The organism is Bradyrhizobium sp. GW821-FHT13H06, from assembly GCF_058803975.1.
The window spans coordinates 224,850-237,204 of sequence record NZ_JBXAPN010000005.1 but is presented as its reverse complement, the minus strand read 5'-3'; the positions used below and the strand labels follow the sequence as shown (position 1 = coordinate 237,204).

Genomic DNA, 12,355 nt, shown 5'->3' with positions numbered 1-12,355 from the left:
GTGCGGCGCTCCAATTTCCATCTCGCGGCCTGCCGGCGGTTGGAGTATTTTTGCCGCAAACGCACCAAGTTAATGGGCGGCAGGGAGAGGCGGATGAGGCGTGCGGGGCTGTTTGGCGTACCGCGGGTACGGCCATGGTCGTGGCAGGCGTTTCTGCTCGGGCTGGCCGTCGTCACCATGTCGGCCGTGCTTCAGGGCATCTGCGTCGCGCTCGGCGCGCAGCTCTATTTCGCAGCGTTCCTGCCCAGCCTGTTCGTGCTGGCGCTGGCGGCGGGCGCACCGGCGGCGGCATTCGCCGCGCTGCTTACGATTCCGCTGGTGTGGTGGGCGTTCATACCGCCCTTCTTCCAGTTCACCACGCTGACCAGCGCGAACGCCGATTCCATCAACCTGTTCTGCCTCCTGGCCGTGCTGCTGATCGGCCTTGCCGATCTCTGCCGCGAGACGATGACGATCGTCAGTCGCAGCGGGCTGAAGCCTTCGGGCGAGAGCGCGGCAACGAATCCGCAATAAATCGGCCGGGCAGGACCGTGCGCGTTGCGGACGTGCAACAGTCCGGCAACCATCCGCGAACTTGCCGCGCGCCGCTAACTTTTCGAAAAAGATTTGGCCGCAGTTTCTCCCGCGGGAATGACGAGGGAGTTTTCGGACATGAACGGTCACGCCATCTTGGAGAACGTGCGCCGCTATCGCGGCATCGCATCGCTCTATCGCCAGACCGCCGCATTCCGCCCGGGCCAGAGCTGGTCGCTGCTGGAGCAGGCGAGGGATTGGGAAGCGCGGGCGCTGTCGGAGCTGGAGGCCTATTTCGCGGCGCGCACGGACTGCACCGCCCCGCTCGCGGCCTGATCGCCAGCCATCGGCGTGGCCGGCAACCGGCTTGCCGAAGGTGCGATCGCCCACGGGACAATTACGGAGTTGTCTCCGCATCCTTGTGTGCTAGCAACGAGCCGATCGAGATCTCCTTCACGTCGGCCCGGGCAAGCGATGACCACCTTCAACCGCATCTTCACGACCGAGCGTCTGCTCCAGATCATCGTGGTGCTGGCGGCGACCGTCGCCATGAAGCTGATGAGCTGAGCGCCGGCCGGCTATCGCCCGCCGAGTTCGGGCACGTCGGGCAGATAATTCGATCCTTCCGAGCCCAGAAAATCGAACATCGCCTGCGCGGGCGGCAGCAGCACCTTGTCGCTGCGGCGGATCACGTACCATTGCCGGACGATCGGCAGGCCGGCGACGTCGAGCACGACGAGCCGGCCCTCGGCGAGCTCATGCGCTACGGTGTGGGCCGAGATGAAGGCGACGCCGAGCCCGGCGATGACCGCCTGCTTGATGGTCTCGTTGCTGCTCATCTCCATGCCGATGACCGGCTCGAGATCCGACTTCTGGAACAGGCCCTCCATCAGCGTCCGCGTCCCCGAGCCGGGCTCACGGGTGAGGAAGGTCTCGTGCACGAGGTCGGTGAGGTTGAGGCCGGAATCCTTCTCCAGCCAGTGGCCCTTGCGCGCGACGATGATGTGCGGATTGCGCCCGAGCTGGCGGACGTCGACGGTGACGTCGGCCGGTGGCCGACCCATCACCGCGAAGTCGAGGTCGTAGCCGTGCATGGCCTCGCGGATCTCCTCGCGATTGCCGATGGTCAGCTTGATCTCGATCTTGGGGTAGCGCTTGGAGAACGCCGCGATCGCATGCGGCACGAAGTATTTCGCGGTCGAGACCGCACCGAGCTTCACCGTGCCGCCGGTCCGCCCCGCGAGCAGGTCGAGCGCGCCCTGGCAATCCGTGATGGCGGCCTCGACCCGCTCGGCCAGCGCCAGCACCTCCTTGCCCGCTTCCGTCAGGAGCATGCCGTCGCCGGTCCGCTGCACCAGCGGCAGGCCGGCCAGGTCCTGCAGTTGCCGGAGCTGCTGGGTCACGGCCGGCTGGGTCAGCCCGAGATGGCTGGATGCCGCCGTCACGCTGCCCTTGGCCGAGAGCGCCGCGAGCGAGCGCAGCTGCCGGATCGTCAGATGCCGGAGCTGGGCCGCCGCATGGCCGGGGCCATTATAAGAAAATTCTTTGAGGCTCATTATGAATAGAAATTTTCCTTATTAAGCCGGCCCTGTCAATCTCCTGATGCCGGGACTGATCGCACCGACCTCCAGCGGGGAGGAAACTGGATGCGGCGCCGACAGAGGGGATGGACGCAGATGACCGGGCAACTCAGGCTGGACGACCACCTTCAACGGTATTCCGAGACCGCACCCCACGCGCTGGCGGTGGCGGGCGCGGTGGATGCCATCGCGGCAGCGGCGATCGAGATCGCCGATCTCATCGCATCCGGCGATCTCGCCGACGCCTCGGGCCTGACCACGGGCCGCAACAGCGATGGCGATCTCCAGCGCGATCTCGACGTCCAGGCCGATGCGATCCTGCGCCGCTGCCTCAGCCGGCTGCCGATCGCGGCGCTGGCGTCGGAGGAGATGCGCGAGGCCCAGATCGTCGACCGTCAGGGGCGCATCTGCATCGCGATCGATCCCCTCGACGGCTCCTCCAACATCGACATCAACATGACCGTCGGCACGATCTTCTCGATCCTGCCGGCGCCCGATGATCTCTCGCTCGCCTTCCATCAGCGCGGCTCGGCGCAACTCGCTGCCGGCTTCGTCACTTACGGTCCGCAGACCTCGCTGGTGCTGACGCTCGGCGACGGCGTCGACATCTTCACGCTCGACCGCAAATCCGGCTGCTTCCGCCTCGCGCGCAGCGTGGTGCAGATCCCGGAGGCCTGCGAGGAGTTCGCGATCAACGCGTCGAATCGCCGGCACTGGGATCCGCCGGTGCGCGCCTTCGTCGACGAGTGCCTCGCCGGCGTCGACGGGCCGGCCAACCACGATTTCAACATGCGCTGGATTGGCTCGCTGGTCGCGGAAGCCTATCGCATCCTCACCCGCGGCGGCGTGTTCCTGTATCCTTCCGATGCGCGCCCCGGCTATGGCGACGGCCGCCTGCGCCTCACCTACGAGGCGCATCCGATGGCCATGATCATCGAGCAGGCCGGCGGCTCGGCCTCGACCGGGCGCGAGCGAATCCTCGAACTGTCTGCGCAGAGCCTGCACCAGCGCGTCCCGCTGATCATGGGCTCGAGCAACGAGGTCCGGCGGGTCGAGGAGCTGCATTGCGATCCGCTGCTGGTTGCCAGCGTCTCCGCGCCGCTGTTCGCGCGCCGCGGCTTCTTCCGGCTCTGAGCGAGGCGCGCCATGTCCAGGAAGCATCCGATCATCTCCATCACCGGCTCCTCCGGCGCCGGCACCACCTCGGTCAAGAAGACCTTCGAGCAGATCTTCTTCCGCGAGAAGGTCAACGCCGCCTATATCGAGGGCGACGCCTTCCATCGCTACGACCGCGCCGAGATGCGCGCGCAGATGGCCAAGGAGGCCGAGCGCGGCAACAAGCATTTCAGCCATTTCAGCCCCGAGACCAATTTGTTCGAGGAGCTGGAGCGAGCGTTCCGCGATTACGGCGAGACCGGCACGGCGGTGACGCGGCACTACGTCCACGACGCCGAGGAATCCGCGCTGCACGGCGCTGCGCCCGGCACCTTCACCGAATGGAAGGGGCTGCCGGAGAATTCGGACCTGCTGTTCTACGAGGGCCTGCACGGCGCCGTCGTCACCGACAAGGTGAATGTCGCGCGCTATGCGGATCTGAAGATCGGCGTCGTGCCCGTCATCAATCTCGAATGGATCCAGAAGCTGCACCGCGACCGCAGCGCGCGGGGCTATTCCACCGAGGCCGTCACCGACACCATCCTGCGGCGGATGCCGGACTACATCCACTACATCTGCCCGCAATTCACCGAGACCGACATCAACTTCCAGCGCGTGCCGACGGTGGACACCTCCAACCCGTTCGTCGCGCGCTGGATTCCGACGCCGGACGAATCGATGGTCGTGATCCGCTTCAAGAACCCGCGCGGCATCGACTTCCCCTATCTGCTCTCGATGCTGCCGCAAAGCTGGATGTCCCGCGCGAACTCGATCGTGTGTCCGGGCGCGAAGCTCGACCTCGCGATGCAGCTGATCCTGACGCCGCTGATCATGCAGCTGATCGAGCGCAAGCGAAACCTGAAGTGAACGAGGAGAGAATCCGATGAACATCTCCGTCCACGCCGAAGCCGACCTCACGGCGGTCACGCACCACGATCTCGCCAACGCTGTCCGCTTCCTCGCGGTGGACGCAATCGAGACCTCGCAGTCCGGCCATCCCGGGCTGCCCATGGGCATGGCCGATGTCGCGACCGTGCTGTTCTCGCGCTTTCTGAAATTCGACTCGGCGCATCCGAACTGGCCCGACCGCGACCGCTTCGTGCTCTCGGCGGGCCACGGTTCGATGCTGCTTTATGCGCTGCTGCATCTGACCGGCGGCGACGTCAGCCTCGACGACATCAAGGCCTTCAGGCAATGGGGCTCGAAGACGCCGGGTCATCCGGAATACGGTCATACGCCTGGTGTCGAGACCACGACGGGGCCGCTGGGGCAGGGCATCGCGACCGCGGTCGGCATGGCGCTCGCCGAGCGGATGGCCAATGCACGGCATGGCGACGGCCTTGTCGACCACTTCACCTACGTCGTCGCGGGCGACGGCTGCCTGATGGAAGGCATCAGCCAGGAGGCGATCTCGCTTGCCGGCCATCTCGGGCTCGGCCGACTGATCGTCCTGTTCGACGACAACGGCATCTCCATCGACGGCCCGACCTCGCTGGCCACCTCCGACGACCAACTCGCGCGCTTTGCCGCCTCCGGCTGGTCGGTGCGCCGCATCGACGGCCACGATCCCGAAGCCATTGCACAGGCGATTGCGGAAGAGCGTGAAACGACGAAGCCCTCGCTGATCGCCTGCCGCACCATCATCGGTTATGGCGCGCCGGAACGGCAGGGCACCGAGAAGGCGCATGGCGCGCCGCTCGGCACCGACCAGACGGCAGCGGCGCGGCGGACGCTTGGCTGGGACTATCAGCCCTTCGTCGTGCCGATCCCGATTCAGAAGGCCTGGCGGATGATCGGGCAGCGCGGACAGGTCGACCGTCTCGCCTGGCTCGATCGCTATGAAAGCGCAACGCCCGAGCAGCGCGATCTGTTCGTCGAGGGCAAGGCCGTGGCTCTGCCCGCCGTCTATGCGCTGGCTGCAGCGAAATTGCGTGAACGCTTCGCATCCGAGCGTCCGAAGCTCGCGACACGGCAGGCCTCGCAACAGGTGCTCGACGGTATCGCCGGGACCATCCCCGGTCTGGTCGGCGGCTCCGCGGACCTCACTCATTCGAACCTGACGCATGCCAAGGCGCAGGCTCCGGTCAAGCGCGGTGCGTTCACCGGCGACTACATCCATTACGGCATTCGCGAGCACGGCATGGCGGCTGCGATGAACGGCCTCGCGCTGCATGGCGGCTTCATCCCGTATGGCGGCACGTTCCTCGCGTTCTCCGACTACAGCCGGCCGGCGATCCGGCTTGCGGCCCTGATGCGGCTGCGCGTGATCCATGTGATGACGCACGACTCCATCGGACTAGGAGAGGATGGCCCGACGCACCAGCCGGTCGAGCATCTCGCGGCGTTGCGCGTCATTCCCAACCTGCTCGTGTTCCGGCCGGCTGATGCCGTGGAAACGTTGGAGGCCTGGGACTGTGCGCTTACGGCGGAGCATCGTCCGTCCGTGCTGTGCCTGTCGCGGCAGGCCTTGCCGACCTTCCGCAGCGATGCTCGCGGCAAGAACCGCGTCGCGCGCGGTGCCTACCTCGTTGTCTCCCCGGACGGCGGCCGCGACGTGACATTGATGGCAACCGGCTCGGAAGTCTCGATCGCCTTGGAAGCCGCCCGCCTGCTCGCGACCGAGCACATCCGAGCGGCCGTCGTCTCCGCACCCTGCTTCGCGCTGTTCGAGGAGGAGCCGGAAGACTACCGCGCCTCCGTGCTCGGCACCGCGCCGCGCGTCGGCATCGAGGCGGCGGTGCTGGGCGACTGGCCACGCTGGATCGGTGCCGACGGCGAGTTCGTCGGCATGCGCGGCTTCGGTGCCTCGGCGCCCGCGCCGGTGCTGTACCGCGAGTTCGGCATCACGCCGCAAAGCATTGCAGAAGCCGCCCGCCGGGCGATCGCCCGCAAGAGTCGATAAGGAGGATCAATCGTGGCTCGTATCACCCTTCGCCAACTGCTCGATCACGCGGCCAGCCACGGCTACGCGGTGCCGGCATTCAACATCAACAATATGGAGCAGGGCATCGCGATCATGCAGGCGGCGGCCGAGGTCGACGCGCCGGTGATCATCCAGGCCTCGCGCGGCGCGCGCAGCTATGCCGGCGATCTCATGCTCTCGCACATGATCGACGCACTGGAGCGGACCTATCCGGACATCCCGCTCTGCATGCACCAGGACCACGGCAATGACGAGGCGACCTGCGCCTCGGCCATCGCCCACGGCTTCACATCGGTGATGATGGACGGCTCGCTCAAGGCCGACGCAAAGACGGCGGCCGACTATGACTACAATGTCGCGATCACCCGGCGCGTCGTCGATCTCGCCCATTGGGTCGGCGCTTCCGTCGAAGGCGAGCTCGGCGTGCTCGGCTCGCTGGAGCACGGCGGCGGCGAGCAGGAAGACGGCCACGGTGTCGAGGGCAAGGTCAGCCACGATCAGCTCTTGACGGATCCCGACCAGGCCGTCGATTTCGTCCGCGCAACGAAGGTCGACGCCCTGGCGATCGCGATGGGCACTTCCCACGGCGCCTACAAGTTCAGCCGCAAGCCCGATGGTGACATCCTGGCGATGCGCGTGGTCGAGGAGATCCATCGTCGGCTGCCGAACACCCATCTGGTCATGCACGGCTCTTCCTCGGTGCCGCAGTCGCTCCAGGACATGTTCAACCAGTTCGGCGGCGAGATGCCGCAGACCTGGGGCGTGCCGGTGGACGAGATCGTCCGCGGCATCAAGAGCGGCGTGCGCAAGGTCAATATCGACACCGACTGTCGGCTGGCTATGACTGCGGTGTTTCGCAAGGTGGCGGCGCAAAGCCGCAGTGAGTTCGACCCGCGCAAGTTCCTCAAACCGGCGATGGATGCGATGCGCGAGCTTTGCCGCGAGCGCTTCGAGCAGTTCGGCACCGCGGGCCATGCGAGCAGGATCAAGGCGGTCCCGATGAGCGAGATGGCGCGGCGCTACCGCGCCAGCGAGCTCGATCCGCGCGTCGACGCCCGCGAGTTCGTGGCGGCCTAGTCAATCGGAAAGAGCAGAGAAAAGAGCAGGAGAGAGACATGAACGCACATGCAGGCACGGTCCGCGGCAAAGAGCGCTATCGCTCCGGCGTGATGGAATACAAGCGCATGGGCTATTGGGAGCCCGACTACACGCCAAAGGACACGGATGTCATCGCGCTGTTTCGCGTCACGCCCCAGGAGGGCGTCGATCCGATCGAGGCCTCTGCTGCGGTGGCCGGCGAATCCTCGACCGCCACCTGGACCGTGGTGTGGACCGATCGCCTCACCGCTGCGGAGAAATATCGCGCCAAGTGCTATCGCGTCGATCCGGTCCCGGGCTCGCCCGGCTCGTATTTCGCCTATATCGCCTATGACCTCGACCTGTTCGAGCCGGGTTCGATCGCGAACCTCTCGGCCTCGATCATCGGCAATGTGTTCGGCTTCAAGCCGCTGAAGGCGCTGCGCCTGGAGGACATGCGCTTCCCCGTCGCCTATGTGAAGACGTTCCAGGGGCCGGCGACCGGCATCGTGGTCGAGCGCGAGCGGCTCGACAAGTTCGGCCGGCCGCTGCTGGGCGCAACGGTGAAGCCCAAGCTCGGTCTATCCGGGCGCAATTACGGCCGCGTGGTCTATGAGGCGCTGAAGGGCGGGCTCGATTTCACCAAGGACGACGAGAACATCAACTCGCAGCCCTTCATGCATTGGCGCGATCGTTTCCTCTATTGCATGGAAGCCGTGAACCGCGCGCAGGCCGCCTCCGGCGAAGTGAAGGGCACGTACCTGAACATCACCGCGGGCACGATGGAGGACATGTACGAGCGCGCTGAGTTCGCCAAGGAGCTCGGCTCCTGCATCGTCATGATCGACCTCGTGATCGGTTACACCGCGATCCAGTCGATGGCCAAATGGGCGCGGCGCAACGACATGATCCTGCATCTGCACCGCGCCGGGCATTCGACCTATACGCGGCAGAAGAGCCATGGCGTGTCGTTCCGTGTCATCGCCAAGTGGATGCGGCTTGCCGGCGTCGACCACATCCATGCCGGCACGGTGGTCGGCAAGCTCGAAGGCGACCCCAATACCACGCGCGGCTATTACGACGTCTGCCGCGAGGACTTCAATCCGGCCAAGCTCGAGCACGGCCTGTTCTTCGACCAGTCCTGGGCGAGCCTCAACAAGATGATGCCGGTTGCTTCCGGCGGCATCCATGCCGGCCAGATGCATCAGCTGCTCGATCTCCTGGGTGAAGACGTGGTGCTGCAATTCGGCGGCGGCACCATCGGCCATCCCATGGGCATTGCCGCCGGCGCGATCGCCAACCGCGTGGCGCTGGAAGCCATGATCCTCGCTCGCAACGAGGGCCGCGACTACGTCCACGAGGGCCCGGAGATCCTGGCCAGGGCGGCCGAGACCTGCACGCCGCTAAAGGCGGCGCTCGAAGTCTGGAAGGACGTGACCTTCAATTATCAATCCACCGACACGCCGGACTTCGTGCCGACCGCGCTCGAAACCGTTTGAGGAGATTTGACATGAAGCTGACTCAAGGCTGCTTCTCGTTCCTGCCCGATCTCACTGACGATCAGATCACCAAGCAGGTGCAATATTGTCTGACCAAGGGTTGGGCGGTGAATATCGAGTTCACCGACGATCCGCATCCCCGCAACACCTATTGGGAGATGTGGGGGCTGCCGATGTTCGATCTCCAGGACGCCGCCGGCGTGATGATGGAGCTCGCCGAATGCCGCAGGGTGTACGGCGACCGCTACATCCGCATCAGCGGCTTCGATTCCAGCCATGGCTGGGAATCGGTGCGGATCTCCTTCCTCGTCAACCGGCCGCCGCAAGAGGCGGAGTTCGAGCTGGTGCGGCAGGAAGTCGGCGGCCGCGCGATCCGTTACACCACGATGCGCAAGCCGGCCGCCCACGCCGCTCAATAGCCATTCTCCTCCGCGCGGAGCTCTCCCTGCTCCGCATCCTTGGCGGACCACTGCTTCGCCGCTCCCGGCGGCGAAGCTCTTTTCTTCGAGGTGCCGATGCTCGATGTTCCCCATGCAACGACGACCGAACAGAACGAGACTCGTTTTGATCTTCGCAAGGAGGCCGAAGCGGCCGGGATCACCGATACGCTGCAACAGCTCGATCAGGAGCTGATCGGGCTCAAGCCGGTGAAGGACCGCGTGCGCCAGATCGCCTCGCTGCTGCTGGTCGAACGCATCCGGCAGCGGGCGGGACTGGCCTCCGCGCCGCCGACGCTGCACATGTCCTTCACGGGCAATCCCGGCACCGGCAAGACGACCGTGGCGCTACGCATGGCCAAGATCCTGCACGGCCTCGGCTTCGTGCGGCGCGGGCAGGTGATCTCCGTGACGCGCGACGACCTCGTCGGCCAGTATATCGGCCACACCGCGCCGAAGACCAAGGAGATCCTGAAGAAGGCGATGGGCGGCGTGTTGTTCATCGATGAGGCCTATTACCTGCATCGTCCCGACAACGAGCGCGACTATGGCCAGGAATCGATCGAGATCCTGCTCCAGGTGATGGAGAACCAGCGCGAAGACCTCGTCGTGATCCTTGCCGGTTATGGCGAGCGGATGACGAGCTTCTTCGCCTCCAATCCCGGCTTCCGCTCGCGCATCGCGCACCACATCGAATTTCCTGACTATGCGGAAGCCGAGCTGCTCGTGATCGCCGAGCTGATGCTGAAGGAGCGCGGCTATCGCTTCTCGGCGGCCGCGCGCGAGGCTTTCGAGAAGTATATCGAATTTCGCCGGACCCAGCCGTTTTTCTCCAACGCCCGTTCGATCCGCAACGCCGTCGACCGCATTCGTCTGCGGCAGGCCGATCGCCTGGTGTCCGATCTCGACCGCATGCTCGATGTCGCCGACCTCGAAACCATTGATCCCGCGGACGTCCTTGCGAGCCGCGTCTTCAGCGGCGGCGCCGACGCGCGGAGTGCAAAGCCATGAGCGGAGAAATCCTCATCGCCCCTTCGATCCTGGCCGCGGATTTCGCTCGTCTCGGCGAGGAGGTCGCGGCGATCGATGCGGCCGGGGCAGACTGGATCCATTGCGACGTCATGGACGGGCATTTCGTGCCGAACATCAGCTTCGGTGCTGACGTCATCAAGGCGATCCGGCCGTTGACGAACAAGGTCTTCGACGTGCATCTGATGATCGCGCCGACCGATCCCTATCTCGAGGCGTTCGCGAAAGCCGGAGCGGACCTCATCACGGTGCACGCCGAAGCCGGCCCGCATCTCGACCGCTCGCTCCAGGCGATCCGCTCGCTCGGCAGGAAGGCTGGCGTCAGCCTTTGTCCGTCGACGCCGGAGGCGACGATCGAATATGTGCTCGACCGTATAGATCTCGTGCTGGTGATGACGGTCAATCCAGGCTTTGGTGGCCAATCATTCATCGGGTCGCAGATCGAGAAGATCAGGCGGATTAGGGCCATGATCGGCGAGCGGCCGATCCGTCTTGAAGTCGATGGTGGCGTCACGCGCGACAATGCCGCTGCCGTGACTGCAGCGGGCGCCGACACGCTGGTCGCGGGTTCCGCCGTGTTTCGTGGCAGGGGCGCGGCCGAATATGCCGCCAATATCGCGGCCATTCGCGCCGCCGCCGAGGCCGGCCGAGTTCCGCACCTGCAAAACAGTTCTGCGCAGCGGATGCGCGCAAGCGATGGAGGCCGTAGCCGGTAGTCTAGAGAAGGCCGAGCGCTCCTGGGCGCAATTTGGAACTTTGACCCGCCTACGCATTTCCCAAGAACGAGCCGAGATCAGGCGAGGGGGCGCAGCAAATCTTTTGCACAATCGCCATCGGCCTGACGTAAACTAAGGCAATAACCTCGGCAGATGCGAGGGAGGGTCTCATGGAGAACGTACGTCGCTACCGGGCGCTGGCGTCCCTCTGTCGTCAGCAGGCGGCCTACCGGCCGCTCCAGACCTGGGAACTCCTCGGCCAAGCCGAACATTTCGAACACCTCGCCGAAGTCGAACTCAAGGCGCATTTCGACGCGTGCAATGTGCAACGCGACGGGGACAACACTGCTGCGCCCCCGCCATGGCAGGCTCCCGTCGCGGCGTAATGGCCCCAAGCCGGCTCGACTCAATGCGACATCAGCGTCGGCACTGTCATGGCTTCCAGCATGGCGCGGGTGACGCCCCCGAGAACGCGCTCCTGCAACCGCGAATGGCCGTAGCCGCCCATTACCAGGAGATCGAGGCTCTCGTCGGCCGCGAGCGACAGGACGGTCGGCTGAATGTCGGCGCGTGCCGCCGACAGGCTGACCGTGCGGGTCGGCAGTCCGCGCCGGCCGAGATGTTTTGCCAGACTGCTCGCTGAAGCCTCGCCGGAGACGGCGTCGGCCTCGTTGATGGTGATGATCACGATCTCTGCGGCGCGCGCCAGGAACGTCGCTGCGTCGCGCACGGCACGGGCAGCGAGGCGGCTGCCGTCCCAGCAGATGCCGATCCGGTTCGCCTTGAAGGCTCCACGGAAGGTGTAGGGCAGGAACAGCACCGGGCCGCCCGCCTGAAACAGGATCTCGCCTGGCACGTCGTTGTCAAACGCGCCTTGCGTCGGATCCGGCTGGAGCACGATGTTGAGATCGTGCAGGCGCGCCATCTCGCCGAGCGAGACGGCTGCATCCGCCGGGATCGCGCCGAGCGCGTGGCAGGCGTAGGAGATGCCGGCGTTCGCCGCTTCGCTCCTGAACACCGCGAGCGCGGCCTCGGCCCGCTCCACGGCCCGCTCGCGCTCCAGTTCGAACACGGCCGCCACCGCCGCGCCGCCCTCCATCACGTAAGCTGCACTGGTTGCGACATGGCCGACCGCGACCGCGTCGAGATGGGCGTTGAGATACGACGCGAGCGAGATCGAGCCCTCGATCGCGGGCCGCATGGGACGTTCGGTGGGAATGTGGACGAGAATGTCTTTGTACATGGCGCGCCTCCGGTGGACCTCATGAGCGCAGTTTTTCACTGCGCGAAGCGCCCGTGTTGAGCTGCATCAAATGGGCGGCGGCGATCTGCCTGCTGCGCCCGCTCTCCCGTTGTTTGCCGAGATTTAATCGGATGGACGGGACGCCGTAAGGTGGCAGCGACCATGTTGAGGGCAAGGCGACAT

At 65.6% G+C, this 12,355-nt stretch carries 13 protein-coding genes; 11 read left to right on the top strand and 2 right to left on the bottom strand.

All coding sequences use genetic code 11. The features are described from left to right. The first annotated feature begins 93 nt into the window (after window positions 1–93). Window positions 94–513, top strand: a complete 420-nt coding sequence (locus tag AC1RQP_RS22665) for a DUF4118 domain-containing protein (RefSeq protein ID WP_492938568.1) — start codon at window positions 94–96, stop codon at window positions 511–513. A 138-nt stretch (window positions 514–651) separates the two neighbouring features. After that, the gene (locus tag AC1RQP_RS22660; protein WP_239621936.1) at window positions 652–849 is read left to right on the top strand and encodes a hypothetical protein; all 198 of its coding nucleotides are present in this window, start codon (window positions 652–654) and stop codon (window positions 847–849) included. A gap of 242 nt (window positions 850–1,091) precedes the next feature. On the opposite strand, the gene AC1RQP_RS22655 is transcribed toward AC1RQP_RS22660, so the two are convergent. Beyond that, complete coding sequence (locus tag AC1RQP_RS22655; protein ID WP_492938567.1) at window positions 1,092–2,069, bottom strand: LysR family transcriptional regulator; 978 nt, start codon at window positions 2,067–2,069, stop codon at window positions 1,092–1,094. A gap of 120 nt (window positions 2,070–2,189) precedes the next feature. On the opposite strand from AC1RQP_RS22655, the gene AC1RQP_RS22650 reads away from it, so the two are divergent. From AC1RQP_RS22650 to AC1RQP_RS22610, 9 genes are all read left to right on the top strand, one after another. Next, window positions 2,190–3,227 carry a class 1 fructose-bisphosphatase gene (locus AC1RQP_RS22650; protein ID WP_197968028.1) on the top strand — a complete coding sequence of 346 codons (1,038 nt, stop codon included), beginning with the start codon at window positions 2,190–2,192 and terminating at the stop codon, window positions 3,225–3,227. 12 nt (window positions 3,228–3,239) lie between these two features. Next, window positions 3,240–4,115: a phosphoribulokinase gene (locus AC1RQP_RS22645; protein ID WP_492938566.1), complete on the top strand. Its 876-nt coding sequence runs from the start codon at window positions 3,240–3,242 to the stop codon at window positions 4,113–4,115. A gap of 16 nt (window positions 4,116–4,131) precedes the next feature. Then, window positions 4,132–6,150: a transketolase gene (gene tkt / locus AC1RQP_RS22640; RefSeq protein WP_492938565.1), complete on the top strand. Its 2,019-nt coding sequence runs from the start codon at window positions 4,132–4,134 to the stop codon at window positions 6,148–6,150. Window positions 6,151–6,162: 12 nt separating this feature from the next. After that, window positions 6,163–7,248 (top strand): class II fructose-bisphosphate aldolase, encoded by a 1,086-nt coding sequence (fba, locus tag AC1RQP_RS22635; protein ID WP_492938564.1) that lies wholly within the window; start codon window positions 6,163–6,165, stop codon window positions 7,246–7,248. Window positions 7,249–7,286: 38 nt separating this feature from the next. Then, entirely contained in the window at window positions 7,287–8,747 is a 1,461-nt protein-coding gene (locus AC1RQP_RS22630) for a form I ribulose bisphosphate carboxylase large subunit (protein ID WP_126256725.1), read from the top strand. Window positions 8,748–8,758: 11 nt separating this feature from the next. Beyond that, the gene (locus AC1RQP_RS22625; protein WP_492938563.1) at window positions 8,759–9,166 is read left to right on the top strand and encodes a ribulose bisphosphate carboxylase small subunit; all 408 of its coding nucleotides are present in this window, start codon (window positions 8,759–8,761) and stop codon (window positions 9,164–9,166) included. 96 nt (window positions 9,167–9,262) lie between these two features. Next, entirely contained in the window at window positions 9,263–10,195 is a 933-nt protein-coding gene (gene cbbX / locus AC1RQP_RS22620; RefSeq protein WP_492938562.1) for a CbbX protein, read from the top strand. Beyond that, the gene (gene rpe / locus AC1RQP_RS22615) at window positions 10,192–10,929 is read left to right on the top strand and encodes a ribulose-phosphate 3-epimerase (RefSeq protein WP_492938561.1); all 738 of its coding nucleotides are present in this window, start codon (window positions 10,192–10,194) and stop codon (window positions 10,927–10,929) included. The genes cbbX and rpe overlap by 4 nt, the downstream gene beginning before the upstream one ends. Window positions 10,930–11,099: 170 nt before the next feature. Next, entirely contained in the window at window positions 11,100–11,315 is a 216-nt protein-coding gene (locus tag AC1RQP_RS22610; protein ID WP_131866399.1) for a hypothetical protein, read from the top strand. A gap of 20 nt (window positions 11,316–11,335) precedes the next feature. Here the strand turns inward: AC1RQP_RS22610 and AC1RQP_RS22605 are convergent, their stop codons facing one another. Further along, window positions 11,336–12,172, bottom strand: coding sequence for a universal stress protein (locus AC1RQP_RS22605; RefSeq protein ID WP_492938560.1), 837 nt, complete (start codon window positions 12,170–12,172; stop codon window positions 11,336–11,338). Between the last annotated feature and the right edge of the window lie 183 nt (window positions 12,173–12,355).

Excerpts from the sequence above, each read along its gene's own strand:
- AC1RQP_RS22665 (WP_492938568.1), top strand. The coding sequence starts at position 94 with ATGAGGCGTGCGGGGCTGTTTGGCGTACCGCGGGTACGGCCATGGTCG.
- AC1RQP_RS22660 (WP_239621936.1), top strand. The coding sequence starts at position 652 with ATGAACGGTCACGCCATCTTGGAGAACGTGCGCCGCTATCGCGGCATC.
- AC1RQP_RS22655 (WP_492938567.1), bottom strand. The coding sequence starts at position 2,069 with ATGAGCCTCAAAGAATTTTCTTATAATGGCCCCGGCCATGCGGCGGCC.
- AC1RQP_RS22650 (WP_197968028.1), top strand. The coding sequence starts at position 2,190 with ATGACCGGGCAACTCAGGCTGGACGACCACCTTCAACGGTATTCCGAG.
- AC1RQP_RS22645 (WP_492938566.1), top strand. The coding sequence starts at position 3,240 with ATGTCCAGGAAGCATCCGATCATCTCCATCACCGGCTCCTCCGGCGCC.
- tkt (WP_492938565.1), top strand. The coding sequence starts at position 4,132 with ATGAACATCTCCGTCCACGCCGAAGCCGACCTCACGGCGGTCACGCAC.
- AC1RQP_RS22630 (WP_126256725.1), top strand. The coding sequence starts at position 7,287 with ATGAACGCACATGCAGGCACGGTCCGCGGCAAAGAGCGCTATCGCTCC.
- AC1RQP_RS22625 (WP_492938563.1), top strand. The coding sequence starts at position 8,759 with ATGAAGCTGACTCAAGGCTGCTTCTCGTTCCTGCCCGATCTCACTGAC.
- cbbX (WP_492938562.1), top strand. The coding sequence starts at position 9,263 with ATGCTCGATGTTCCCCATGCAACGACGACCGAACAGAACGAGACTCGT.
- rpe (WP_492938561.1), top strand. The coding sequence starts at position 10,192 with ATGAGCGGAGAAATCCTCATCGCCCCTTCGATCCTGGCCGCGGATTTC.
- AC1RQP_RS22610 (WP_131866399.1), top strand. The coding sequence starts at position 11,100 with ATGGAGAACGTACGTCGCTACCGGGCGCTGGCGTCCCTCTGTCGTCAG.
- AC1RQP_RS22605 (WP_492938560.1), bottom strand. The coding sequence starts at position 12,172 with ATGTACAAAGACATTCTCGTCCACATTCCCACCGAACGTCCCATGCGG.